Here is a 25377-nt window from a genome sequence, read left to right as displayed (position 1 = left end):
ATACTGAGCGGCACGGCTGCCGCTCCGCTGAGGGTTACTTAATGATTTCGTAGCAGGGGATGTAGGCCGTTCCCGGCAGCTTCATGCGGTGCTGGGCAACAAATCCCTGTAACAAATCGTCCATGCGGCGCATGATTTCTGCATCGCCGTGTATCTTATACGGGCCTTGTTCCTTAATCGCTTTGATCCCAGGCTCCTTGACGTTGCCCGCCACAATGCCGGAGAACGCGCGGCGCAGCGAGGCCGCCAGCTGTTCGGCAGGCTGATTGGGATAAAGATTAAGATTGGCCATATTTTCGTGCGTGGGCATAAACGGCACCTGCAAATTCGGCGCGATGCGGATTGACCAGTTAAAGCTATAGGCGTCGCCCGTCTCGCGCCGATGCTCTTTCACCTTCGGCATAGCGTTTTTCATCAGGCGCGCCACTTCCGCCGCGTCATCGATAATAATGGTGTAGTGCTGACGCGCGGCTTCGCCCAGCGTGCTGACGATAAACTCATCCAGCACGCGGAAGTAATCGGCGCTCTCTTTCGGGCCGGTGAGGATCAGCGGCAGCACCTGATCGCGGTTCTGCGGATTCATCAGGATGCCCAGCAGATAGAGCAGCTCTTCCGCCGTACCCACGCCGCCCGGGAAAATAATGATGCCGTGGGCGATACGCACAAAGGCTTCCAGACGTTTTTCAATGTCCGGCATGATAATCAGTTCGTTGACCAGCGGATTCGGCGGCTCGGCGGCAATGATCGACGGTTCGGTCAGGCCGATAAAACGGCTCTCTTTGTAACGCTGCTGCGCGTGGCCCACGGCGGCGCCTTTCATCGGCGCTTCCATGACGCCCGGCCCGCAGCCGGTACAGATATTCAGCTCGCGCAGGCCCAGCTGCGAACCGACGTTGCGGCAGTACTGATATTCCACGGCGTTGATCGAGTGGCCGCCCCAGCAAACCACGGTATTCGGCAGCTCGCCGACGTGCAGCGCCCTGGCGTTACGCAGCAGCGAAAACACCAGGTTGGTGATGCGCACCGAGTCATCCACGTCCTGCTGCTGAAAGCCGCTGTCAAACTGACCATTTACAAACAGAATGTCGCGCAGCACGGCAAACAGGTTGGCCTGTAGCGAGCGAATGATGCGACCGTCGACAAAGGCTTCCTCCGGCGGATTAATCAGCTCCAGCTTGACGCCGCGCTCGCGCCGCAGCACGTTGATGTCAAAGTTTTCAAAACGCGACAGCAGTTCATGGCTGCTGTCCGTCTGGCTGCCGGAGTTAAGTACGGCAAGGGAACAGTTGCGGAAGAGTTGGTAAAGGTCGCTGCTGGCGGTGCGCTTCAGCATATCGACTTCCAGTTGAGACAACAGATCCATGGAGCCTAATGGGCTGATATGTGTGATCAAATTAACTCCTTTACACCCGTCCGGGCGGTGGTCGCTCCCCATCAAAAGCCCGCCGGATAAACGGCGAGCGTGACGGCGAAAAAATGTTCCCGGGCACCCGATGCCCGCTTCAGATTAGCCTTCTTCTCAAACAGTTAACAACGTTATCGTGCGTTTATGCGCGACGGTACGCAAAGTGCTACTGGCGTACCAGCCTGGACAGGCCGGGTTTAAATGCGCCGTTGCTGCGCCAGGGATTGATATCCAGGCCGCCGCGACGGGTATAGCGGGCATAAACGCTCAGGCTTTCCGGCTGGCAGAAGCGCAAGATATCATTGAAAATGCGCTCAACGCACTGCTCATGAAATTCGTTATGGTGCCGGAACGACACCAGGTAGCGCAGCAGCGCCTCACGCTGGATACGCGGGCCGCGATAGCTGATTTGCACTGAACCCCAGTCCGGCTGGTTGGTGATCAGACAGTTGGACTTCAGCAGATGGCTCACCAGTTTTTCTTCCACTACTTCCGGCTGCGTGGCCTGCTGGAGATAGTCGGTGCTGAAGGTATAGCTGTCGATCTCAATATCCTGCTCGTCAATGCAGTGGCCGCTGAAGTGGCCTATCGGCTGGCCTTCAATTTCCCGCAGCCGGAACAGCGCAACGCTGACCTCGCCCTGCGCGCAGGCGCTGAGGTCGCGCTCCAGCGTCGCCCGGACTTCGCCCCAGTCACCAAAGCGGGTCTGATTAAAGCTGTTAAGATAGAGCTTAAAGCTCTTGGACTCGATCAGGTTAACGCTGTGGGCATCCAGGCTGACTTCGCCAATCGCCACCTGCGGCAGGCCTTTGGCATTCAGCCAGGAGAGTTCGTACAGCGTCCAGATATCGGCGCCGTGGAAGGGCAAACTGTCAGGATAAAGCCCCAGCGGCTCACGGTTCATGCTTCTTGGCACCGCCTGGAGCAAAGAAGGCTGATACTGGTCGTGGTACTCTGTAGGTTTTCCTAACGTCAGGCCGCTCAGCGCCTGATGTGTATCTGAAGACATTGCATTACCTTATAGCCTGATATGACAGGTGAAGTGGTCAATCGTCTGCGGCCGGGAAGGCCCGGGCGACGCAACTAAAAACGTATAGCCTTAGTGTAACTCAGGCACCAGAGAGTGAAAAAAGAATGATTGATGAAACCTCCCGCGCCCTGGCTGATTTTACCCGCAACTATTGCGACCGGTGGGTCAGCGAATGCGGTCATCCGCCCGCCAGCAGCGAGCTGTATGGCGTTCCCTCGCCCTGCGTGCAGCAAACCGTTGGCGATGAGGTCTGGTGGCTACCGCAGCCCTTTACCCTCGCCAAAAACCTGGAAAACGTAGAGCGCGCGCTCGATTTACAAATTCAGCCTGCCGTCGTTGCCTGGTACACCTCGCAGTTTGCAGGCGATATGAAGACGCTGGTCAACGGCCAGCCCTGCACGCTGCTGCAAATATGGAGCGAAGACGATTTCGAGCGTATGCAGGAAAACTTGATCGGCCATCTGGTTATGAAGCGCCGTCTTAAACATTCGCCTACGTTTTTTATTGCTACCACACCATCCGAGCTGGAAATCATTTCCGTATGTAATTTGAGCGGGGAAGTGATTCTGGAAAAGCTGGGTACTAAAAAGCAGACGGTACTGGCCGCGAACCTGGAGCAATTCCTTGTTTCTTTACCGATTATTGATCCCTTAAGGTAAAGCGTCATTTATCTTGTGAGAGATCTCTTACAGAGTCTGTAAGAGATCGCTTTTATATCTTAAGAAAAAAAGGCGTTTTCTCCGGTAAAAGCAAAGCAAATCATAAAGTTGTTATAACGCTTTTCGTAAAAAAACCTGCCGGGGTCAAAAAAAAGTTTTCAGCCTATTGTTTGTCAGGTTCATTAAGGCAAACTTGATCCTGTCGCAAGGGATGGTGGCTTAAGGAACAAGCCGGTCGGTAGACTGAAAGCACCTGTTAAGGACTTCAGATCTGCACAAGATATCTCAGGAGTGAGAAAAAGGGACACCTCCGGGAAGGAGAAACGTACTGCCGGAGAGCGGTAAGCCAGGATGCTCAGGGACATCGCCATTGACGGTGAAAGTGTAGGGAAAACTGCAGGACAAAGTTATCAGGGATGAGCAGGGAGCACTAAAAGTAGCTGGATTGCTGCGAACGAACCGGGAGCACTGTTTTTACAGTGCTCCCTTTTTTTCGTCCATACTTATCCCGTTGTCGGCGGTAATGCTATGCTTGCGACCCTTTAAAACTGACCAGGAGAGCTTAGATGAGCCGGGAACTTGAAATCCGCAATCGCCTGCAGGCTATTGAGCAGGCCTTACATGACGCCGGGCTGTGGCAAAACTGCGCGCCAAACGCCGAGGCGTTTGAAAGCACCGAGCCTTTTTGCGTAGATACCATGATGCCGATCCAGTGGCTACAGTGGGTTTTCCTGCCGCGTATGCAGGCGCTGCTGGATGCGCAGTCTGCTTTGCCGGTAAAGCTGGCTATCGCCCCTTATTATGAAGTGGCGCTGGAAGGTGCTATTCCGGGCCGCGCCAATCTGCTGCACATGCTGAACCAGCTTGATCAACTGTTCGAGCACGACGCCTGATGCTGGAGATCCTTTATCAGGACGAGTGGCTGGTCGCGGTGAATAAACCCTCAGGCTGGCTGGTGCACCGCAGCTGGCTCGACAGGCATGAAAGCGTTTTCGTGATGCAAACCGTGCGCGATCAGATAGGCCAGCACGTATTTACCGTTCATCGGCTCGATCGCCCCACGTCGGGCGTGCTGTTGATGGGCTTATCCAGCGAGGTCGCCCGCCTGCTTTCGCAGCAGTTTGAGCAGCACCAGCTGCAAAAAACCTATCATGCCGTGGTCAGAGGCTGGCTGGATGGCGAAGAAACGCTGGATTACGCATTAACTGAAGAGCTGGATAAGATCGCTGACAGGTTCAGCGAGCAGAATAAGGAACCGCAGCCTGCCGTGACCCACTGGCGCGCGCTGGATAAAGCGGAGCTGCCGGTGCCGGTCAGCCGATACGATACCTCGCGCTATACGCTGATGGAGCTGAAGCCGCAGACGGGCCGCAAGCACCAGCTGCGTCGGCATATGACCCATCTGCGCCATCCGATTATCGGCGACAGCGCGCACGGCGATCTGCGGCAGAATCGCAGCGCGGCACAGCACTTCGGCATGACGCGGCTGATGCTGCACGCCAGCGAACTGCGGCTGACGCATCCGGTAACGGGCGAGCCTTTGCTGCTGCGCGCGGGTCTGGACTCGGTCTGGCAGGGAATGATGGCGCAGTTTGGCTGGGAAGACGCTCTCCCCAATCTTCCCAGGGTTGAGTTTGCGGCATCTTGCCTGCAGGATAGCGGTTCAGACCAGGCAACGAGGAGATAAGCATGGCGCAAATAGGCATTTTTGTAGGGACGGTTTACGGTAACGCGCTGCTGGTGGCGGAAGAGGCGGAGCCTTTATTGACGGATGCCGGTCATCAGGTGGAAATTTTTGAAGATCCCACGCTTGAACAGTGGCAGCGTTACGCCGACGGCGTGGCATTGGTGATCACCTCGACCACGGCTCAGGGCGATCTGCCGGACAGCATCACGCCGCTGTTTTATGCTATCAAAGACAAGCTGGGCCATCAGCCCACTCTGCGCTACGGCGTGATTGCGCTGGGCGACAGCAACTACGATGATTTCTGCGGCGCGGGGAAAAAGTTCGATGTGCTGTTGCAGGAGCACTCGGCGAAGCGGGTCGGCGATGTACTGCTGATCGATGCTAACGACTATCCGGAGCCTGAAACGCTTTCTTCGCCGTGGGTTGAAGCCTGGCTGAAGCAGCTGGATTAATAGCCGGGCCTTCGCCTTAAAGGGAAGGCCCGCAGCATCAGGTAACCGGTGCCGGATTGAATACCGCCAGCGAGTTACGGATCCCCCAGCGGTCGGACCAGGTTTGTTTCCGGCCGCTGGCGATATCCAGGATCAGCTCAAACAGCCGCCAGCCTACCTGTTCTATGGTTTCCTCGCCCGTCGCAATCGTCCCCGCATTGATATCCATTAAGTCATGCCATCTTTCCGCCAGCGCGTTGCGCGTCGCCATTTTGATTACGGGGATAGCCGCCAGGCCGTAAGGCGTGCCGCGTCCTGTAGTAAACACCTGCAAAGTAATGCCGGAAGCCATCTGCTGCGTGCCGCAGACGAAATCACTGGCGGGTGTGGCGGCATAGATCAGGCCGCGTTTGGTGGGGCGCTGGCCTGGCGACAGCACCTCAACGATAGCGCTGCGGCCCGATTTGGCGATAGAACCCAGCGCCTTTTCCACCACGTTCGCCAGCCCGCCTTTCTTGTTGCCGGGCGAAGGGTTAGCGCTGCGATCGGTTTTGCCCATATTCAGATAGTCATCGTACCAGGCCATCTCTTCCAGCAGCCGCTGGCCGACTTCTTGTGTCGCCACGCGCGGCGTCAGCAGATGCACCGCATCGCGCACTTCGGTCACCTCGGAGAACATCACCGTCGCGCCGCAGCGCACCAGCAGATCGGAAGCGAAACCTACCGCCGGGTTGGCGGTTACGCCGGAAAAGGCATCGCTGCCGCCGCACTGCATACCGACGATCAGTTCCGCTGCCGGTACCGTTTCACGCTGGCGCTGGTTCAGGCGTTGCAGATGGCGTTCGGCAACCTGCAAAATATCGGCAACCATAGATTCAAAGCCAACATGCTTCTCATCCTGTAGGCGCACCACGTCATTATCATCCAGCGAAATCGCCTGTACGTCGGGCGTGCCTTCCAGCAGGCGCTCGGGTTGAAGTTTCTCACAGCCCAGGCCGACAATCATTACTTCGCCGCCGAAGTTGGCGTTCAGCGCCAGGTTGTGAATGGTACGGATCGGCACCACGGCGGCCGGCGCGTTGATCGCCACGCCGCAGCCGTAAAGGTGATTCAGCGCCACCACGCCATCGACGTTAGGATATTTTGGCAGCAATTCACGCTCAATAATCTGCACCACGTAATCGACCACGCCCGCCACGCAGTGCACGCTGGTAGTAATCCCCAGCAGGTTGCGCGTGCCCACGCTGCCGTCGGCGTTGCGATAGCCTTCAAAGGTGTAGCCTTCAAGCGGCGGCAGGGCGGGCGGCACATTGTTGGCCAGCGGCAGGCTGGCGAGATCCGGCGCTTCCGGCAATACCACCAGCGACTCGTCAATCCAGCCGCCGCGAGGAATATCGCGCACCGCATAACCAATCACTTCGCCATAGCGAATAATATCGCCGCCTTGCGCAATATCGTTTAATGCAACTTTATGTCCCTGGGGAATATGTTCTTTTAGTACCAGTCCGCATGAAAAAGTCGTACCAGCCTTTAATCCATTATTATTTACAACAATGGCGACGTTATCGTTTTCATGCACCTTTATATAAAGGGGAAGATCGTTTCTGGAAATGTTCATTGCTCGACAAGTCCTGAGATAAATGAATCGGCACGTTCTTTATTTTAAAGGTGGGTGAGAAGCGTTTTCGGGTGGAATTATTCTGCTGTTGGACAGTATAGAGAGGCTTCAGGCCGAAAACATTATGCAAATGTCCGACATGGCGCGGTAACAATCAGCGTATTTTCAGGCAAGAGTACAGGCGACAGTGAGGAGGCTCACAAAGAAAAAGGGAACGTGACCGCGCCCGCAGAACCCGCTGTTTCCGTGAGCCACTCCGCAACGAATTGGGCATATGCAAGAACATCTCTGGGTTTTTCACGTTTTAACAGGGCGTTTTACCGGTGCTTTACCTGGGTGGCCTCCCTATACTTTTTAACAAACGGGACGAGAGCTTTGAACGTTGTGATTATTCTGCCACTTAATCGCTGTGTTTAACCTGACATCATTCTGATACCCAACGCGATGTGTATGCAGTCCAGAGTGAGTTTGCCTGACCGCTATATTTCAGGAGTGCATCATGGATTCAATCAGCAGTGCTGCGAGCACCGTGCAAAAAAGAACTAATGCTCGCTACTGGATAGTGGTGATGCTATTTATCGTCACCTCATTTAATTATGGCGACCGCGCCACTATCGCTATCGCCGGTTCGGCAATGTCGAAAGACATCGGGCTGGATCCGGTCGGGCTGGGCTATATCTTCTCCGCTTTCTCATGGGCTTACGTAATAGGGCAGATCCCCGGCGGCTGGCTGCTGGACCGGTTCGGCTCAAAGCGCGTCTATTTCTGGAGCATCTTCCTGTGGTCGCTGTTCACGCTGTTGCAGGGCTTTGTCGATCTGCTCAGCGGCTTCAGCATTATCGTCACGCTGTTTATGCTCAGGTTTATGGTCGGCCTGGCGGAAGCGCCTTCTTTTCCCGGCAACAGCCGCATCGTCGCCGCCTGGTTCCCCGCGCAGGAACGCGGCACCGCCGTCGCTATTTTTAACTCGGCGCAGTACTTCGCCACGGTGATCTTCGCGCCGATCATGGGCTGGCTTACCTCCGAAGTCGGCTGGGCGCACGTGTTCTGGTTTATGGGCGGGCTGGGCATCATCATCAGCTTTATCTGGCTCAAAGTGATCCACGATCCGAACGACCATCCGGGCGTCAATAAAGCCGAGCTGGAATATATGGAGCAGGGCGGCGCGCTGATTAATATGGATATGAAAAAAGCCGAGCGTAAGGTCAGCTGGGCGGAGAAAAAAGCGCAGATAAAGCAGCTGATTACCTCAAGAATGATGATAGGTATCTACCTGGGTCAGTACTGCATTAACGCCTTAACCTACTTCTTTATCACCTGGTTCCCGGTTTATCTGGTGCAGGCGCGCGGCATGTCCATTCTGAAGGCCGGCATGGTGGCGTCGATTCCGGCCATCTGCGGTTTCCTGGGCGGCGTGCTGGGCGGCATTATTTCCGACTGGCTGATGCGTAAAACCGGCTCGCTGAATATCGCCCGTAAAACCCCAATCGTTCTCGGCATGCTGCTTTCTATCACCATGGTGGTCTGTAACTACGTCGATACGGAATGGGTGGTGGTGTTCTTTATGGCGCTGGCTTTCTTCGGCAAAGGGATTGGCGCGCTGGGCTGGGCGGTGATGGCGGATACCGCGCCGAAAGAGATCAGCGGGCTTAGCGGCGGGCTGTTCAATATGTTCGGCAACATTTCCGGCATCGTCACGCCGGTGGTGATCGGTTACATCATCGCCACGACCGGCTCCTATAACGGCGCGCTGATTTACGTCTGTATTCATGCGTTTGTCGCGGTAATGAGCTACCTGGTGCTGGTACGCGATATCAAGCGTATTGAACTGAAACCTTTGTAAGGACGAGTTATGACGACGCAAAGCAGCCCGACGATCACCGATATGAAAGTGATCCCGGTAGCGGGATACGACAGCATGTTGCTGAATATCGGCGGCGCGCACGGCGCTTACTTTACCCGCAATATCGTGGTGCTGACCGACAGCGCCGGACACACCGGCGTGGGAGAAGCGCCGGGCGGCGAGACGATTTACCAGACGCTGCTGGATGCCGTCCCCCAGGTCAAAGGGCGGGAAGTCGCCAGGATGAACCGGCTGGTGCAGGAGGTGCATCGGGGCAACCAGTCGGCGGATTTTGATAACTTCGGCAAAGGCGCGTGGACGTTTGAACTGCGCGTCAACGCGGTGGCCGCGCTGGAAGCGGCGCTGCTGGATCTGCTGGGACAGTGCCTGAACGTACCGGTCGCGGAACTGCTGGGGCCGGGCAAACAGCGTGATGAAGTGACGGTGCTGGGGTATCTGTTCTATATCGGCGACCGGGAAAAAACCGATCTTCCTTACCTGAACGGCGAGAACGCCCCGCACGACTGGTATCGCCTGCGTCATCAGAAGGCGATGGACAGCGAGGCCGTGGTGCGGCTGGCGGAAGCCGCGCAGGATAAATATGGCTTCAAGGATTTCAAGCTCAAAGGCGGCGTGCTGCCGGGCGAGCAGGAGATCGACGCGGTGAAAGCGATGAAAAAACGTTTTCCCGAAGCGCGCATCACCGTCGATCCCAACGGTGCCTGGCTGCTTGATGAAGCTATCGCGCTGTGTAAAGACATGCAGGGCATTCTGACCTATGCGGAAGATCCGTGCGGCGCGGAGCAGGGCTTTTCGGGCCGTGAGGTAATGGCGGAATTCCGCCGCGCGACCGGCCTGCCGGTTGCCACCAATATGATCGCCACTAACTGGCGGGAAATGAACCATGCCGTAATGCTGAACGCCGTCGATATTCCGCTGGCCGATCCGCACTTCTGGACGCTGAGCGGTGCGGTGCGTGTCGCCCAGCTGTGCGACGACTGGGGGCTGACCTGGGGCTGCCATTCCAATAACCACTTCGATATTTCGCTGGCGATGTTTACGCACGTGGGCGCCGCCGCGCCGGGCAAGCCGACGGCCATTGATACCCACTGGATCTGGCAGGAAGGCGATCAGCGCCTGACCAAAGAACCTTTGCAGATCCGCAACGGCAAGATCGCCGTGCCGGACGCGCCGGGGCTGGGCATTGAGCTGGACTGGGCGCAAATTGAAAAAGCCCACGCGCTTTATAAAACGCTGCCCGGCGGCGCGCGCAATGATGCCGCCGCCATGCAATACCTGATCCCCGGCTGGACATTCGATCGCAAACGCCCGGCCTTTGGGCGCTGAACCTTACAGAAGGAATACGTTATGAGTCAGGCTACTCCACTGATCACAGAAATGCAGGTCATCCCGGTCGCCGGTCACGACAGCATGTTGCTGAACCTCAGCGGCGCCCACGCGCCATTCTTTACCCGTAATATCGTTATCATTAAAGATAATTCCGGCCACACGGGCGTCGGTGAAATTCCCGGCGGCGAAAAAATTCGCAAGACGCTGGAAGAAGCGGCGGCGCTGCTGGTCGGCCACGGCATTGGCGAATATAAAAATCTGCTGAGCCACGTGCGCAACACCTTTGCCGATCGCGATGCGAGCGGGCGCGGCAACCAGACTTTCGATTTGCGTACCACTATCCACGTGGTGACCGGCATCGAAGCGGCGCTGCTGGACCTGCTGGGCCAGCACCTTGGCGTCAACGTTGCCTCCCTGCTGGGCGATGGGCAGCAGCGCGATCGCGTGGAAATGCTGGGCTATCTCTTTTACGTCGGCGATCGCCGAAAAACCTCGCTGCCTTATCAGAGCCAGCCGGACGACAGCTGCGACTGGTATCGCCTGCGTCATGAAGAGGCGCTGACGCCTGAAACCGTGGTGCGCCTGGCGGAAGCCGCCTATGAAAAATATGGCTTCAACGATTTCAAACTGAAAGGCGGCGTGCTGGCCGGGAGCGAAGAGGCCGAAGCGGTGACCGCGCTGGCGAAGCGTTTTCCCGAGGCGCGCATTACGCTCGATCCTAACGGCGCCTGGTCGCTCAACGAAGCGATCGAGCTGGGCAAGCAGCTGAAAGACGTGCTGGCCTACGCCGAAGATCCTTGCGGCGCGGAGCAGGGCTATTCCGGTCGCGAAGTGATGGCCGAGTTCCGTCGCGCGACGGGCATGCCAACGGCCACCAATATGATTGCCACCGACTGGCGTCAGATGGGGCACACGCTCTCTTTGCAGTCCGTCGACATTCCGCTGGCGGATCCGCACTTCTGGACGATGCAGGGTTCCGTACGCGTTGCGCAGATGTGTCATGACTTCGGCCTGACCTGGGGCTCCCACTCCAATAACCATTTTGACGTTTCGCTGGCGATGTTTACCCACGTTGCGGCGGCGGCACCCGGCAAAATCACCGCTATCGATACCCACTGGATCTGGCAGGAAGGCAACCAGCGCCTGACGCAGCAGCCTTTGCAAATCAAGGGCGGCATGGTACAGGTGCCGGACAGGCCGGGCCTGGGCGTAGAGCTGGATATGGATCGCGTTATGAAAGCGCACGAGCTTTACCTGAAACACGGTCTGGGCGCGCGCGACGACGCGCAGGCTATGCAATTCCTGGTGCCGGACTGGACGTTTGATAACAAACGCCCATGCCTGGTGCGCTAACCCAATTTCTGGAGAAACCGATGAGCTACGTAAATACGCCGAACAGCTTTCGTCAGCGCCTGCTGGCAGGCGAAACCTTAATCGGCAGCTGGTGCGCGCTGGCTAACCCGCTGACCACGGAAGTGTTAGGACTGGCAGGCTTCGACTGGCTGGTGCTGGATGGCGAACATGCGCCGAACGACATCACCACTTTTATTCCGCAGCTGATGGCGCTGAAGGGCAGCGTCAGCGCGCCGGTGGTGCGGCCGCCGACCAACGAGCCGGTCATCATCAAGCGCCTGCTGGATATCGGTTTTTCCAACTTCCTGATCCCGTTTGTCGAAACGGAAGAGGAAGCGGTGCGCGCGGTGGCCTCCACCCGCTATCCGCCGATGGGCATTCGCGGCGTATCGGTTTCGCACCGCAGCAATATGTACGGCACCGTGCCGCAGTACAACACCATCATCAACGACAACATCACCGTGCTGGTGCAGATCGAAACGCAGCAGGGCGTGGATAACATTGACGCTATCGCGGCGGTAGAAGGCGTGGACGGCATTTTCGTCGGGCCGGGCGATCTCTCGGCCGCGCTGGGCTACCTGGGGCAGCCCGCCCATCCGGAAGTGCTGAAGGTGATCAAATATATCTTTGAGCGCGCCAAAGCGGCCGGCAAGCCGAGCGGCATTCTGGCCCCGGTGGAGGCCGATGCCCGCCGCTATCTGGAATGGGGCGCCGGTTTTGTTGCGGTAGGCAGCGATTTAGGCGTATTCCGTGGCGCCACGCAGGCCCTGTGCGATCGCTTTAAAAAATAACCCACTGTTCAGGAGACAAAGATGAAAATCGGATTTATAGGTCTGGGTATCATGGGCAAGCCCATGAGCAAAAACTTAATTAAGGCCGGCTACTCGCTGGTGGTGCGCGATCACAATGCGGAAAGCGTGGCGGAGCTGGTTGCGCTGGGCGCGACGTCCGGCGATTCGGCAAAAGCGGTGGCGGAGCAGAGCGACGTGATTATCACCATGCTGCCCAACTCGCCGCACGTGAAAGAAGTGCTGCTGGGCGAAGGTGGCGTAATCGAAGGCGCGAAGGCGGGCACTATCGTAATCGATATGAGCTCCATCGCGCCGCTGGCGAGCCGTGAAATTCATGAAGCGCTGGCGAAAAAAAGCGTCGCGCTGCTGGATGCGCCGGTCAGCGGCGGCGAACCTAAAGCCATCGACGGCACGCTTTCGGTGATGGTCGGCGGCGACAAAGAGCTGTTCGATAAGTGCTACGATATTATGAAAGCGATGGCAGGCTCGGTGGTTCACACCGGCGAGATTGGCGCGGGCAACGTGACCAAGCTGGCTAACCAGGTGATTGTTGCGTTGAATATCGCGGCAATGGCGGAAGCGCTGACGCTGGCGACCAAAGCGGGCGTCAACCCGGATCTGGTCTACCAGGCGATACGCGGCGGCCTGGCGGGCAGCACGGTGCTGGATGCCAAAGCGCCAATGGTGATGAACCGCAACTTCAAGCCGGGTTTTCGTATCGATCTGCATATTAAAGATCTGGCTAACGCCCTGGATACGTCGCACGGCGTAGGCGCGCAGCTGCCGCTCACGGCGGCGGTAATGGAAATGATGCAGGCGCTGAAAGCTGACGGGCTGGGCACGGCCGATCACAGCGCGCTGGCCTGCTATTACGAAAAACTGGCGAAAGTCGAAATCAAATAGTCCCGTGGTCCGGCCTGCTGATCCAGGCCGGAACCTTCCCGGCCCCGCGCACGGATTAACGTATGAAAATAGTAATCGCACCGGATTCGTATAAAGAAAGCCTGTCGGCTCAGCAGGTCGCCACGCAAATCGAGCAGGGATTCAGGGAAATTTTCCCCGAAGCTCAGTATGTCAAACTGCCCGTCGCGGACGGCGGCGAAGGCACGGTCGAGGCGATGGTGGCGGCGACGGGCGGCAAAACCGTACGCCTGCGCGTCACCGGCCCGCTGGGCGAAGAGGTCGACGCCTTTTACGGTCTTTCCGGTGACGACAGCTGCGCCTATATCGAAATGGCGGCGGCCAGCGGGCTGGAACTGGTGCCTGCGGCGCGGCGCGATCCGCTGATCACCACCTCTTTTGGCACCGGCGAACTGATCCGCAGCGCGCTGGATAAGGGCGTACAGCGTTTTATTATCGGCATCGGCGGCAGCGCAACCAATGACGGCGGCGCGGGTATGGTGCAGGCGCTGGGCGCCAAACTGCTCGACAGCCAGGGCAGACAAATCGGTTTAGGCGGCGGCAGGCTTAACGATCTGGCGACGATAGACATCAGCGAACTGGATGCGCGGATCAAAAACTGCCGTTTTGAGGTTGCCTGCGACGTCACCAATCCGCTGCTGGGTAAAGAGGGCGCTTCCGCCGTGTTCGGCCCGCAGAAAGGGGCTACGCCGGAGCTGGTGGAACAGCTGGATAACGCGCTGGCGCACTATGCCCGGATTATCCGGCGGGATCTGGATATCGACGTGCTGTCGATCCCCGGCGGCGGCGCGGCAGGCGGGATGGGCGTGGCGCTGCACGCTTTTTGCGGCGCGGAACTGCGGCGCGGCATTGAAATCGTGACCGAGGCGCTGGGGCTGGACGAGCTGGTGCGGGACGCCACGCTGGTGATCACCGGCGAAGGGCGCATTGACAGCCAGACCATTCACGGCAAAGTGCCGATCGGAGTAGCGAAAGTCGCCAAGCGCTATAACAAGCCGGTTATCGGCATCGCGGGCAGCCTGACCAAAGATGTCGCGGTCGTGCATCAGCACGGTCTGGATGCGGTATTCAGCGTTATTTACAGCATTTGTACGCTGGACGACGCGCTGGAAAATGCGGCGGATAACGTGCGCATGACGGCACGGAACATCGCCGCCGCGCTGGCGATTGGCCAGAAACTTTCCTGACTCGTTCACTACGTTTTGTTTGCCGTGGCCGGATGGGCAAGCGCGCCCGGTACAGTCTGAGAGCAAACAGGGCTTCTGTAACAACAAGCCTTTTGCATCGGCCTGCTGCTCCGCTGGTTTTCTCTCAGGCCGGGCCGTTGTGTTTTCCTTGCTGGCGCAACGCCTGGCCTCAGCGTCCCTTGCCCGCTACCCTCGTCAGCTTTTCCTGCGCCAGCCGGGCGACGTTTTGCATCTCGTCCAGTAGTTCAAACAGCTCCGGCTCGACGTCTTCAACGGGCATGCCGCCGCGCAGGCTTTGCTCCAGCTGCTGGCACAGCTGCTTCATGCGGGGAACGCCGCTGTAGCTGGCGCTGCCGTGCAGTTTATGAATGATATCGCGCAGCGCCCCGACGTCGCCTTCCGCCATATGGCTTTCAACCTGTTTCTGCACTTCAGGCAGGAAATCCACCAGCATTTGCAGCAGATCGCGCGCCAGATCGGGCTTGTTGGCCGCCTGACGCAGCGCCAGATCCCAGTCCAGAGAGGCAGAAAGCGCGCCCGGCGCGGCAAGAGGCTGCGCTTTGTGCGGCGCATAGCGCAGCAGCAGGTTTTCCAGCCTGGCCTCGTCGATAGGCTTGGCCAGATAATCGTTCATGCCCGCCTTAATCAGCTGCGCTCTTTCGCCATCCAGCGTATGCGCCGTCACGGCGACAATTGGCGTGGAGGCGTGCGCAGGCAGCTCGCGGATCAGCTCGCTGGCACGAATGCCGTCAATTTCCGGCATCTGAATATCCATCAGGATAACGTCCAGCGGCTGGGTTTTCGCCTGCTGGATCGCCATCATCGCGCTGTCGCACAGCACCACCCGTTCAACCTGTTCCTCCAGCAGAGCGCCGATCAGCTTCAGGTTCGCCGGATTGTCATCGACGGCCATCACCGTCAGCGGCAGCTTGTGGCGGCGGGGCAGATCGTTTTCTTCGCGGGTATGGTGATCGAGCAGCACCGGCAGCAGCCGCGACAGCGAAACCGGCTTCAGCAGGCAGGCGCTGACGCCTTTATCTTTCAGCTCTTCCGCCCAGGTCTGCATCTGGCAGGGCAGAGCCATAATCACATTATCCGCACGCTCAAGCGCGGGCAGTGCCTGCCAGGGCAGCTGCCGCGAAGGTTCCTGGCTGACCGGCAAACCAATCAGCAGCGTGTCGTAATGCGCCTGCGGCAGCCCGGCAAGCGTTGGGCTATAGCTGACGGCCAACGGCGTGCTGGCCAGCAGCGCCAGCGTGGCCTGCGCGGCGGCCGGATTCGCCTCTATATAAGCCAGCGTTTTGCCTTCCAGACAGGCTACGGCGCGCGGATCCTGAGCGGCATTCGGGTTCAGCGCCAGGTTGACGTGAAACCAGAAGGTGGAGCCCTGATTCAGGCGGCTATGAAAAGAGATCTCGCCGCCCATTTCGTTAACCAGCTTTTGCGTAATCACCAGCCCCAGCCCGGTGCCGCCATGGCGTCGGGAAATGCTGGCGTCGGCCTGGCGGAAAGCCTGAAACAGCTGCGACTGCTGCTTTTCAGCGATGCCGATGCCGGTATCGTGGATCTGCACCTCAAGGTCAACGCGGTTGTTGCTCTGGGAGCGCTTCTCAATGCAGATATCGATGTTGCCGTGTTCGGTAAACTTAATCGCGTTGCCCAACAGGTTGACGATGATTTGCTGTAGGCGTAGCGGATCGCCGATGGTGTTGTCGGGCACGTCGGACTGAATGCTCAGCGTCAGCTCCAGCCCTTTTTCATGTGCGGACGGCGCCAGCAGGACGACGACTTCATCCAGGGTGGCGCGCAGCGGGAACGGGATGGTTTCCAGCACCAGCTTGCCCGCCTCCAGCTTGGAGAAATCCAGCACGTCGTTAATGATGCTCAGCAGGTTGTTGGCCGAACGCTCAATGGTATGCAGATAGTCGCGCTGCGTAATATTCAGCGGCGTTTTCAGCGTCTGGCGGGTAAAGCCAATTACGCCGTTAAGCGGCGTGCGCAGCTCGTGCGACATATTCGCCAGGAACTCCGACTTAATTCGCGCGGCCTCCTGGGCACGTTTTTTAGCCAGATCCAGCTCGACGTTCTGGATCTCCATCTGTTCCAGGGTTTCGCGCAGATCGGACGTCGCCTGATCGATATTTTGCTGCATCTCTTCGTGATAGGCGGTCAGCGACATCGCCATTGAGTTAATGCCGTTTTTCAGCATATCCAGCTCGCCGAGCATATGGCCCGTGACGCGGCTGTCCAGCTGGCCGCGTCGAATACGATCGACGGTATTGACCATATCGCGGATCGGGCCGGTGACGTCGCGCATCAGACGATAGGCGAACAGCATGGCCAGGCAAAGGCAGAGCAGCAGCAGCAGGGTGGAAACAAAAACTTCTTTATACTGCTGCAGCCGCACCGACTGCAGATCCAGTTCAATGGCGACATAGCCCAACGGATTGCCGTTGGGTTTGGCGTCCTCGACCGGCGACTCATCGGGATAATAGCTTTCCGATAAAATGGGCGTGCGCAAAATGACCGAATTGCCCAGCCGCTGATAGCTGAAGGGGGTAGAGAAGGTCGCGTCTGCCGGCAGACGCAGCTTGTCGGCGCTGGCGTGATAGTTGGACGTGACAAAAAGCTGATTCTGCGCGTCGAAAACGGTAATGGCGCGCACGATATCGGAATGGCGACGGTGGAGCAGGCTGACCAGCTGCCGCACCGCCTCTTTGCTGTGGAACGTCATGCCGTATTCGCTGGAAACCGCCAGCGGTTCGATAATATTGATGCCGGCATCCACCAGCTGGCGCTGCAGTTCGTTATAGCGATGCACGATAAAAAACGTGCTCAGCAGCAGCCCAATCATCAGCGTAGGCGCCAGAATCAAGATCATCATTCGTGCCCGCAGGCTGTATTTGGTCATAATTATCCTGTGGCGCCGTCGCCAGTCGAATTAATCCTGATGCTGGTGTAGGCTACGCGGGTTTAACCACTGTCGAGACAAAAGTAATGGCGCAATTCTACTCTGCAAAACGGCGCGTGACGACCCGCCAGATCATGACCGTGACGGTTACTGACCTTGACGGCTCCGGCCAGGGCGTGGCGCACCATCATGGCAAAACGCTGTTTGTCAGCGGCGCGCTGCCCGGCGAGCAGGCGGAAGTAGAAATCGTGGAAGAGAAACGCAGCTGGGCGCGGGCCAGGACAAAACGGCTTCTGTCGACCAGCCCGGAACGGGTTGCGCCAGCCTGTCCTTACTTTGGCCGCTGCGGCGGATGCCAGCAGCAGCACGCTTCGCCCGAGCTACAGCAGCGCAGCAAGGCCAAAGCGCTGTCGCGCCTGCTGAGCCAGCAAATTGGCGAGCCGGTGGCGGTGGAGAATATTATCGCCGGCAGCGCGTACGGCTACCGCCGCCGCGCTCGTCTGGGTCTGCACTATCATGCGCGCAGCCAGACGCTGCAAATGGGCTTTCGCCAGGCCGCCTCCAGCGAGCTGGTCGCCATTACGCAATGCCCCGTTTTGAAGCCCGAACTTGATGCACTGCTGCAGCCGTTGCACCAGGTACTAAGCAGCCTGCAGGCCGTAAGAAGGCTGGGCCATGCCGAGCTGGTACTGGCGGACAACGGCCCGCTGCTGGTGCTGCGCCATCTCGATCCGCTCAGCGCGGCGGACAGAGAGAAACTGGAACGGTTTTCGCATAGCCAGCAGGTCGCGCTTTTTCTGGCGCCGGACAGCGAAACGCTGGAGCAGATTGCTGGCGAGATGCCGTTCTATCAGCTCGACGGCCTGACGCTGACGTTCAGCCCGCGCGACTTTATTCAGGTCAACGGCGAGCTGAATCAGCAGATGGTGGCTCAGGCGATGGCGTGGCTGGATTTGCAGCCCACCGACCGCCTGCTGGATCTGTTCTGCGGCATGGGAAACTTTACGCTTCCTTCAGGAAAGCGGGTGGAAAATGTCACCGGTGTGGAGGGGGTTGCAGCATTAGTGGCAAAGGGTGCGTATAATGCGGGCCTGAATAATCTGAATAACATTGCATTTTATCAGCATAACCTGGAAGAAGAAGTGACGGCGCAGCCCTGGGCGGCGGAAGGTTTTAATAAGGTACTGCTGGATCCGGCCCGCGCTGGCGCGGCAGAAGCGATCCCTCACATTATTAAACTTGCGCCGGAAAGCGTGGTCTATGTTTCCTGTAATCCGACTACACTTGCCCGGGACAGCCAGATTTTCCTGGCTGCCGGCTATCGACCAGAAAGGATTACCCTGCTTGATATGTTTCCGCATACCGGGCACGTCGAATCCATGGTGTTATTCAGCCGAAAATAGCTTCCCGGAAGGAGGTTTGGAGAGGATATGGTTGCGGTAAGAAGTGCACATCTGAATACGGCCGGTGAGTTTGCGCTCGACCAGTGGATCACCAGTTTGGGGATCGCGAATCCCCAGTCATGCGAACGACTGGCTGATACCTGGCGCTATTGCGAAGAAACCACCCGCCATCATCCCGATGCGGCGCTCCTGCTCTGGCGCGGCGTCGAAATGGTGGAGATCCTCTCCATGCTCAGCATGGACAGCGAAAGCCTGCGCGCCGCGCTGCTTTTTCCTCTGGCGGACGCGGGCGTGGTGTCCGAAGAGGTGCTGGAAGAAAAGTACGGCAAAGCCATCGTCTCGCTGGTGCACGGCGTACGGGATATGGACGCCATCCGCCAGCTGAAAGCGACCCACAACGACTCTATGGCTTCGGAGCAGGTCGATAACGTCAGGCGCATGCTGCTGGCGATGGTGGAAGATTTCCGCTGCGTGGTAATCAAGCTGGCCGAGCGTATCGCCCATCTGCGCGAGGTGAAGGACGCGCCGGAAGACGAGCGCGTGCTTGCCGCCAAAGAGTGCACCAATATCTATGCGCCGCTTGCTAACCGTTTAGGGATAGGCCAGCTGAAATGGGAGCTGGAGGATTTCTGCTTCCGCTATCTGCACCCGGATGAATACAAACGCATCGCCAAACTGCTGCACGAGCGCCGCATCGACCGCGAGCAGTATATCGACACTTTCGTGCAGTCGCTGCGTGACGAGATCGTCAGGCAGGGCGTCAAAGCGGAAGTGTACGGCCGCCCGAAACATATCTACAGCATCTGGCGCAAGATGCAGAAAAAATCGCTGGCGTTCGACGAGCTGTTTGACGTGCGCGCCGTGCGTATCGTCGCCGAACGTTTGCAGGACTGCTACGGCGCATTGGGGATAGTGCATACGCTTTATCGCCACCTGCCCAGCGAATTTGACGACTACGTCGCCAATCCCAAGCCGAACGGCTATCAGTCGATTCATACCGTGGTGCTGGGGCCGAAGGGCAAAACCGTTGAGATCCAGATCCGCACGCGGCAGATGCATGAAGACGCCGAGCTGGGCGTGGCCGCACACTGGAAGTACAAAGAGGGCGGCACGACCGGCAGCGCGCGCGGCGCGTCGGGGCACGAAGAGCGTATCGCCTGGCTGCGTAAGCTGATTGCCTGGCAGGAAGAGATGGCGGACTCCGGCGAAATGCTGGACGAGGTGCGTAGCCAGGTCTTTGACGATCGCGTCTATGTGTTTACGCCTAAAGGCGACGTGGTGGATCTGCCCGCCGGCTCCACGCCGCTGGACTTTGCTTACCATATCCACAGCGATATCGGCCACCGCTGCATCGGCGCGAAAATCGGCGGCCGCATCGTGCCCTTTACCTATCAGCTGCAGATGGGCGATCAAATCGACATCATCACCCAAAAGCAGCCGAACCCAAGCCGCGACTGGCTGAATCCCAACCTGGGCTACGTCACCACCAGCCGTGGGCGATCAAAAATTCACGCCTGGTTCCGTAAGCAGGATCGCGATAAAAATATCGTCGCGGGCAAGCAGATCCTCGATAACGAGCTGGATCACCTGGATATCAGCCTGAAAGAGGCGGAAAAGCTGCTGCTGCCGCGCTATAACGTCAACTCGCTGGACGAGCTGCTGGCCGCTATCGGCGGCGGCGATATTCGTCTGAACCAGATGAGCAACTTCCTGCAATCGAAGCTGAACAAGCCGAGCGCGGAAGAAGAAGATCGCGAGGCGCTGCGCCAGCTGACGCTGAAATCCTCCGTGCCGCGCAGCAAGGAGAGCGGCCGCGTGGTGGTCGAGGGCGTCGGCAACCTGATGCACCATATCGCCCGCTGCTGCCAGCCGATCCCCGGCGACGATATCACCGGCTTTATCACCCAGGGACGCGGCATCTCTATCCACCGCGCCGACTGCGATCAGCTGACCGAGCTGATGTCGCACGCGCCGGAAAGAATTGTCGATGCGGTGTGGGGCGAAAGCTACTCCAGCGGCTACTCGCTGGTGGTGCGCGTCACCGCCAACGATCGCAGCGGCCTGCTGCGCGACATCACGACCATCCTCGCCAATGAGAAGGTCAACGTGCTGGGCGTCTCCAGCAGGAGCGATACCAAAAAGCAGCTGGCGACTATCGATATGGATATCGAAATTTACAATCAGCAGGTGCTGGGCCGCGTGCTGGCCAGGCTGAACCAGGTGCCGGATATCATTGACGCCAGAAGGCTGCATTAATGCCTTCCCCCTGCCCGGACAGGCCTGCTTAGGCGACGACCCTGCAAGCCTGCTGCCTGGTTGCCGTTTTGCGCGCCGGCCGCGTTTATCCCTGTCAGGGGATAGCGCGCTGGCCGGGCGCAGGTGGTCTGCTGATGACCGAAGCTTTATTCCTTTCCCTGCATGAATTTTGCCTTGCCATGCCGTATAGTCGTTTTTTTCTTCCTTACAAATGGACTCCGTTATGAACGCTATCGATCGCCTGCTGGGCATCATGAAAACCCTGCGCGATCCGCTAGTTGGCTGCCCGTGGGATCGTGAGCAGACCTTTGCCAGCATCGCGCCTTACACCCTTGAAGAAACCTATGAAGTGCTGGACGCCATCAGCCGCGAAGATTTTGACGATCTGCAGGGCGAGCTGGGCGATCTGCTGTTTCAGGTGGTGTTCTATGCGCAGATGGCGCAGGAAGAAGGGCGCTTTGACTTTAATGCCGTTTGCCAGACCATCAGCGACAAGCTGGAGCGTCGCCATCCGCATATCTTTGGCGATGCGCAGGTTCGCGACAGCAAAGAGGTGCTGGTGAACTGGGAAGCGATTAAAACGCAGGAACGTGCCGGTAAAGCGCAGCACTCGGCGCTGGACGATATTCCTCGCGCGCTGCCCGCGCTGATGCGCGCGCACAAAATCCAGAAGCGTTGCAGCAACGTCGGCTTTGACTGGCATACGCTTGGCCCGGTGCTGGACAAAGTTTACGAAGAAATTGATGAAGTGATGCACGAAGCCAAACAGGCGGTCATCGACCAGCAAAAGCTGGAAGAGGAGATTGGCGATCTGCTGTTTGCCACGGTTAATCTCTCGCGGCATCTGGGCAGCAAAGCGGAAACGGCGCTGCAAAAAGCCAACGATAAATTCGAGCGTCGCTTCCGTCAGGTAGAAGAAATTATCGCCGCACAGGGATTGCCAATGCAGGAGGCCACGCTGGAGCAAATGGAGGCCGCCTGGCAGCAGGTGAAGGCGAAGGAATAGCAGGGCCTGAAAAGGGAAAATCTGTTTCTCCCGTCCGTTAGCCCGTCTTTCGCGGCGGGCCAGCGCGCCCCTTTTGTTTTTTCCGCTTTGCTATCCTGGCAGCGGTCGGATTATTCCCTCGTGGCGAATAACTCGCTGACTCGATTCAACAAAAGTGTGATCGCAATCAACTTCAGCACGCAGAGAATCGGGTACTCTCGTGACGGTCAATACGATGGCTGGCACATAACCGGAAACGATTAATTGTGGCATGCAGGGGAATCCCGTATACTGTTTTCCCGTCCTGGTTATTCCATCGTCTTTAAACCTACTTTCTCAGGTTCAGCATGACAACGAACTATATTTTTGTGACCGGCGGGGTCGTATCCTCTCTGGGTAAAGGCATTGCCGCAGCCTCCCTGGCCGCCATTCTTGAAGCACGTGGTCTTAATGTGACCATCATGAAGCTGGACCCATATATCAACGTGGATCCGGGTACCATGAGCCCTACTCAGCACGGCGAAGTCTTCGTCACCGATGACGGTGCGGAAACGGATCTCGATCTGGGCCACTATGAGCGCTTCATTCGCACCAAAATGAGCCGCCGCAACAACTTCACCACTGGCCGTATCTACTCGGAAGTGCTGCGCAAAGAGCGTCGCGGCGACTATCTGGGCGCGACCATTCAGGTGATCCCGCACATTACCAACGCCATTAAAGAACGCATCATCGAAGGTGGCGAAGGTCACGACGTGGTACTGGTGGAAATCGGCGGCACCGTCGGCGACATCGAATCCCTGCCGTTCCTTGAAGCGATCCGCCAGATGGCGGTTGACGTTGGCCGTGAGCACACCATGTACATGCACCTGACGCTGGTGCCTTATATGGCGGCGGCGGGTGAAGTCAAAACCAAGCCAACCCAGCACTCGGTGAAAGAGCTGCTCTCTATCGGCATCCAGCCTGACGTGCTGATCTGCCGTTCAGACCGCGCCGTGCCGGCCAACGAGCGGGCGAAAATCGCGCTGTTCTGTAACGTGCCGGAAAAAGCGGTTATTTCGCTGAAAGACGTTGATTCTATCTATAAAATTCCGGGTATGCTCAAATCGCAGGGCCTGGATGACTATATCTGCAAGCGCTTCAACCTGAACGCGCCGGAAGCGAACCTGGCCGAATGGGAACAGGTTATCTATGAAGAAGCCAATCCGGGCGGCGAAGTCACCATCGGCATGGTCGGCAAATATGTTGAGCTGCCGGATGCCTATAAGTCGGTGATTGAAGCGCTGAAGCACGGCGGCCTGAAAAACCGCGTAACGGTCAACATCAAGCTGATCGATTCGCAGGATGTGGAAAGCCGTGGCGTAGAAATTCTGAAAGATTTGGATGCTATCCTGATCCCTGGCGGCTTCGGCTATCGTGGCGTGGAAGGCAAGCTGATGACCGCTCGCTACGCGCGTGAAAACAATATTCCTTACCTGGGCATCTGCCTGGGGATGCAGGTCGCGCTGATGGAGTTCGCGCGTAACGTAGCCGGTATGGCGGATGCGAACTCAACGGAATTTGTGCCAGACTGTAAGTACCCGGTCGTGGCGCTGATCACCGAATGGCGCGACGAAGAGGGCAACGTTGAAGTGCGTTCTGAGAAGAGCGATCTGGGCGGCACCATGCGCCTGGGCAGCCAGCAGTGTCAGCTGACGCCGGACAGCCTGGTGCGCCAGCTGTATGGCTCCGACACCATCGTTGAGCGCCATCGCCACCGCTATGAAGTCAACAATATGCTGTTAAAGCAGATTGAAGCGGCCGGATTACGCGTTGCCGGGCGTTCTGGTGACGATCAGCTGGTCGAGATCATTGAGATCCCGAACCATCCGTGGTTTGTTGCGTGTCAGTTCCACCCGGAATTCACCTCAACGCCGCGTGACGGTCATCCACTCTTCGCCGGCTTCGTTAAGGCAGCCAGCGAGCACCAGAAGCGTTTGGCGAAATAAGTAGTTTTCATGGCAGCGCGCGAATTTATACTTGCCAGGTTTTGAGCTGAAGCAAGGCGGCTATCGAGTGGATCCCCGGCGCTTACTTTAGTAAGTGACCGGGGTGAGCCAGCCAGCACCGCTCCGGCTCGAAAGATAAGAACTATTTTCGCGCGTTGTTTGTCTGAGTTTTAAGTTAACTTGTACTGAGGAAAAACTAATGTCCAAAATCGTTAAAGTCATCGGTCGCGAAATCATCGACTCTCGTGGCAACCCGACCGTTGAAGCAGAAGTGCATCTGGAAGGCGGTTTTGTCGGTATGGCGGCCGCACCATCAGGCGCTTCTACCGGTTCCCGTGAAGCGCTGGAACTGCGTGACGGTGACAAATCTCGTTTCCTGGGTAAAGGCGTGACCAAAGCCGTTGCAGCCGTTAACGGCCCAATCGCTGACGCGGTAACCGGCAAAGATGCCAAAGACCAGGCAAACATCGACAAGATCATGATCGATCTTGACGGCACCGAAAACAAATCCAAATTTGGCGCTAACGCCATTCTGGCCGTTTCTCTGGCTGCGGCTAAAGCTGCTGCTGCCGCTAAAGGCATGCCGCTGTATGAGCACATCGCCGAGCTGAACGGCACCCCGGGCAAATTCTCTATGCCGCTGCCAATGATGAACATCATCAACGGCGGTGAGCACGCCGACAACAACGTCGACATTCAGGAATTCATGATCCAGCCAGTAGGCGCGAAAACGCTGAAAGAAGCGATCCGCATGGGTTCTGAAGTGTTCCACACACTGGCAAAAGTGCTGAAGTCTAAAGGCATGGGCACCGCTGTAGGCGACGAAGGCGGCTATGCGCCAAACCTGGGCTCCAACGCCGAAGCGCTGGCCGTTATCGCGGAAGCGGTAAAAGCAGCAGGCTACGAGCTGGGCAAAGACATCACGCTGGCGATGGACTGTGCGGCTTCTGAATTCTACAAAGACGGCAAATATGTACTGGCTGGCGAAGGCAACAAAGCCTTCACTTCCGAAGAGTTCACTCACTTCCTGGAAGATCTGACCAAACAGTACCCAATCGTCTCTATCGAAGACGGCCTGGACGAATCCGACTGGGACGGCTTTGCCTATCAGACCAAAGTGCTGGGCGACAAAATCCAGCTGGTGGGCGACGACCTGTTCGTGACCAACACCAAAATCCTGAAAGAAGGTATCGAGAAAGGCATCGCTAACTCCATTCTGATCAAATTCAACCAGATCGGTTCTCTGACCGAAACCCTGGCTGCAATCAAAATGGCGAAAGACGCGGGCTATACCGCAGTGATTTCTCACCGTTCAGGCGAAACCGAAGACGCAACTATTGCCGACCTGGCAGTAGGTACCGCAGCGGGCCAGATCAAAACCGGTTCTATGAGCCGTTCTGACCGTGTTGCCAAGTACAACCAGCTGATCCGTATCGAAGAATCGCTGGGCAGCCGTGCGCCGTTCAACGGTCTGAAAGAAGTTAAAGGTCAGTAAGCTGACGTTTTCCCGGCCTTAAAGGTCGGGATGATCTGAAAGCCCCGTCTCTGGACGGGGCTTTTTT

19 protein-coding genes are annotated in these 25377 nt (G+C 57.7%); 15 read left to right on the top strand and 4 right to left on the bottom strand.

Annotation, left to right across the window (positions count from 1 at the left end):
• Positions 1-34: 34 nt before the first annotated feature.
• A complete protein-coding gene (gene ppnN / locus QCD69_RS15410; protein WP_253458809.1) occupies positions 35-1393 on the bottom strand; it encodes a nucleotide 5'-monophosphate nucleosidase PpnN in 1359 nt (452 codons plus the stop codon).
• A 178-nt stretch (positions 1394-1571) separates the two neighbouring features.
• A complete protein-coding gene (queF, locus tag QCD69_RS15405; protein ID WP_253458812.1) occupies positions 1572-2414 on the bottom strand; it encodes an NADPH-dependent 7-cyano-7-deazaguanine reductase QueF in 843 nt (280 codons plus the stop codon).
• A gap of 125 nt (positions 2415-2539) precedes the next feature.
• Here queF and syd point away from each other — a divergent pair, with 125 nt between their 5' ends.
• From syd to QCD69_RS15385, 4 genes are all read left to right on the top strand, one after another.
• On the top strand, positions 2540-3094 hold the full coding sequence (gene syd, locus QCD69_RS15400) for a SecY-interacting protein (protein ID WP_253458814.1): 555 nt from the start codon (positions 2540-2542) through the stop codon (positions 3092-3094).
• 566 nt (positions 3095-3660) lie between these two features.
• A complete protein-coding gene (locus tag QCD69_RS15395) occupies positions 3661-3987 on the top strand; it encodes a YqcC family protein (protein ID WP_253458816.1) in 327 nt (108 codons plus the stop codon).
• Positions 3987-4781: a tRNA pseudouridine(65) synthase TruC gene (gene truC, locus QCD69_RS15390; protein ID WP_253458817.1), complete on the top strand. Its 795-nt coding sequence runs from the start codon at positions 3987-3989 to the stop codon at positions 4779-4781. Before QCD69_RS15395 ends, truC begins: the two co-directional genes overlap by 1 nt.
• A gap of 2 nt (positions 4782-4783) precedes the next feature.
• Positions 4784-5233: a flavodoxin gene (locus QCD69_RS15385; protein ID WP_253458820.1), complete on the top strand. Its 450-nt coding sequence runs from the start codon at positions 4784-4786 to the stop codon at positions 5231-5233.
• A gap of 37 nt (positions 5234-5270) precedes the next feature.
• Here QCD69_RS15385 and garD read toward each other — a convergent pair whose 3' ends face one another.
• Entirely contained in the window at positions 5271-6830 is a 1560-nt protein-coding gene (garD, locus tag QCD69_RS15380; protein WP_301252643.1) for a galactarate dehydratase, read from the bottom strand.
• Positions 6831-7329: 499 nt separating this feature from the next.
• Here garD and QCD69_RS15375 point away from each other — a divergent pair, with 499 nt between their 5' ends.
• The 6 genes from QCD69_RS15375 to QCD69_RS15350 all read left to right on the top strand — a co-directional run bounded on the left by QCD69_RS15375 (position 7330) and on the right by QCD69_RS15350 (position 14275).
• Complete coding sequence (locus QCD69_RS15375; RefSeq protein ID WP_253458824.1) at positions 7330-8673, top strand: MFS transporter; 1344 nt, start codon at positions 7330-7332, stop codon at positions 8671-8673.
• Between the two features lie 9 nt (positions 8674-8682).
• Positions 8683-10020 (top strand): glucarate dehydratase family protein, encoded by a 1338-nt coding sequence (locus tag QCD69_RS15370; protein ID WP_253458827.1) that lies wholly within the window; start codon positions 8683-8685, stop codon positions 10018-10020.
• Positions 10021-10041: 21 nt separating this feature from the next.
• A complete protein-coding gene (gene gudD, locus QCD69_RS15365) occupies positions 10042-11376 on the top strand; it encodes a glucarate dehydratase (protein ID WP_301252642.1) in 1335 nt (444 codons plus the stop codon).
• A 20-nt stretch (positions 11377-11396) separates the two neighbouring features.
• On the top strand, positions 11397-12167 hold the full coding sequence (gene garL, locus QCD69_RS15360; protein ID WP_253458833.1) for a 2-dehydro-3-deoxyglucarate aldolase: 771 nt from the start codon (positions 11397-11399) through the stop codon (positions 12165-12167).
• Between the two features lie 21 nt (positions 12168-12188).
• Positions 12189-13070, top strand: a complete 882-nt coding sequence (gene garR / locus QCD69_RS15355; RefSeq protein WP_253458835.1) for a 2-hydroxy-3-oxopropionate reductase — start codon at positions 12189-12191, stop codon at positions 13068-13070.
• A 62-nt stretch (positions 13071-13132) separates the two neighbouring features.
• A complete protein-coding gene (locus QCD69_RS15350; RefSeq protein ID WP_253458838.1) occupies positions 13133-14275 on the top strand; it encodes a glycerate kinase in 1143 nt (380 codons plus the stop codon).
• Between the two features lie 169 nt (positions 14276-14444).
• Here QCD69_RS15350 and barA read toward each other — a convergent pair whose 3' ends face one another.
• Positions 14445-17186, bottom strand: a complete 2742-nt coding sequence (gene barA, locus QCD69_RS15345; RefSeq protein ID WP_301252641.1) for a two-component sensor histidine kinase BarA — start codon at positions 17184-17186, stop codon at positions 14445-14447.
• Positions 17187-17272: 86 nt separating this feature from the next.
• Here barA and rlmD point away from each other — a divergent pair, with 86 nt between their 5' ends.
• The 5 genes from rlmD to eno all read left to right on the top strand — a co-directional run bounded on the left by rlmD (position 17273) and on the right by eno (position 25310).
• Positions 17273-18589: a 23S rRNA (uracil(1939)-C(5))-methyltransferase RlmD gene (rlmD, locus tag QCD69_RS15340; protein WP_301252640.1), complete on the top strand. Its 1317-nt coding sequence runs from the start codon at positions 17273-17275 to the stop codon at positions 18587-18589.
• Positions 18590-18616: 27 nt separating this feature from the next.
• A complete protein-coding gene (gene relA / locus QCD69_RS15335; protein WP_253458847.1) occupies positions 18617-20845 on the top strand; it encodes a GTP diphosphokinase in 2229 nt (742 codons plus the stop codon).
• 223 nt (positions 20846-21068) lie between these two features.
• Complete coding sequence (gene mazG, locus QCD69_RS15330) at positions 21069-21851, top strand: nucleoside triphosphate pyrophosphohydrolase (RefSeq protein WP_301252639.1); 783 nt, start codon at positions 21069-21071, stop codon at positions 21849-21851.
• 326 nt (positions 21852-22177) lie between these two features.
• The gene (gene pyrG / locus QCD69_RS15325) at positions 22178-23815 is read left to right on the top strand and encodes a glutamine hydrolyzing CTP synthase (RefSeq protein WP_253458853.1); all 1638 of its coding nucleotides are present in this window, start codon (positions 22178-22180) and stop codon (positions 23813-23815) included.
• A 199-nt stretch (positions 23816-24014) separates the two neighbouring features.
• On the top strand, positions 24015-25310 hold the full coding sequence (gene eno, locus QCD69_RS15320) for a phosphopyruvate hydratase (RefSeq protein ID WP_253458856.1): 1296 nt from the start codon (positions 24015-24017) through the stop codon (positions 25308-25310).
• The last annotated feature ends 67 nt before the right edge of the window (positions 25311-25377 follow it).

The organism is Erwinia sp. PsM31, from assembly GCF_030433775.1.
Taxonomy (GTDB): domain Bacteria; phylum Pseudomonadota; class Gammaproteobacteria; order Enterobacterales; family Enterobacteriaceae; genus Erwinia; species Erwinia aeris.
This window is presented reverse-complemented; position numbering and strand designations above follow the sequence as displayed.

Bases quoted from the DNA above. Each gene is read 5' to 3' on its own strand.
- QCD69_RS15370 (WP_253458827.1), top strand. From the start codon at position 8,683: ATGACGACGCAAAGCAGCCCGACGATCACCGATATGAAAGTGATCCCG.
- mazG (WP_301252639.1), top strand. From the start codon at position 21,069: ATGAACGCTATCGATCGCCTGCTGGGCATCATGAAAACCCTGCGCGAT.
- syd (WP_253458814.1), top strand. From the start codon at position 2,540: ATGATTGATGAAACCTCCCGCGCCCTGGCTGATTTTACCCGCAACTAT.
- relA (WP_253458847.1), top strand. From the start codon at position 18,617: ATGGTTGCGGTAAGAAGTGCACATCTGAATACGGCCGGTGAGTTTGCG.
- garD (WP_301252643.1), bottom strand. From the start codon at position 6,830: ATGAACATTTCCAGAAACGATCTTCCCCTTTATATAAAGGTGCATGAA.
- QCD69_RS15375 (WP_253458824.1), top strand. From the start codon at position 7,330: ATGGATTCAATCAGCAGTGCTGCGAGCACCGTGCAAAAAAGAACTAAT.
- truC (WP_253458817.1), top strand. From the start codon at position 3,987: ATGCTGGAGATCCTTTATCAGGACGAGTGGCTGGTCGCGGTGAATAAA.
- gudD (WP_301252642.1), top strand. From the start codon at position 10,042: ATGAGTCAGGCTACTCCACTGATCACAGAAATGCAGGTCATCCCGGTC.
- pyrG (WP_253458853.1), top strand. From the start codon at position 22,178: ATGACAACGAACTATATTTTTGTGACCGGCGGGGTCGTATCCTCTCTG.
- barA (WP_301252641.1), bottom strand. From the start codon at position 17,186: ATGACCAAATACAGCCTGCGGGCACGAATGATGATCTTGATTCTGGCG.
- rlmD (WP_301252640.1), top strand. From the start codon at position 17,273: ATGGCGCAATTCTACTCTGCAAAACGGCGCGTGACGACCCGCCAGATC.
- QCD69_RS15350 (WP_253458838.1), top strand. From the start codon at position 13,133: ATGAAAATAGTAATCGCACCGGATTCGTATAAAGAAAGCCTGTCGGCT.
- QCD69_RS15395 (WP_253458816.1), top strand. From the start codon at position 3,661: ATGAGCCGGGAACTTGAAATCCGCAATCGCCTGCAGGCTATTGAGCAG.
- queF (WP_253458812.1), bottom strand. From the start codon at position 2,414: ATGTCTTCAGATACACATCAGGCGCTGAGCGGCCTGACGTTAGGAAAA.
- QCD69_RS15385 (WP_253458820.1), top strand. From the start codon at position 4,784: ATGGCGCAAATAGGCATTTTTGTAGGGACGGTTTACGGTAACGCGCTG.
- garL (WP_253458833.1), top strand. From the start codon at position 11,397: ATGAGCTACGTAAATACGCCGAACAGCTTTCGTCAGCGCCTGCTGGCA.
- garR (WP_253458835.1), top strand. From the start codon at position 12,189: ATGAAAATCGGATTTATAGGTCTGGGTATCATGGGCAAGCCCATGAGC.
- eno (WP_253458856.1), top strand. From the start codon at position 24,015: ATGTCCAAAATCGTTAAAGTCATCGGTCGCGAAATCATCGACTCTCGT.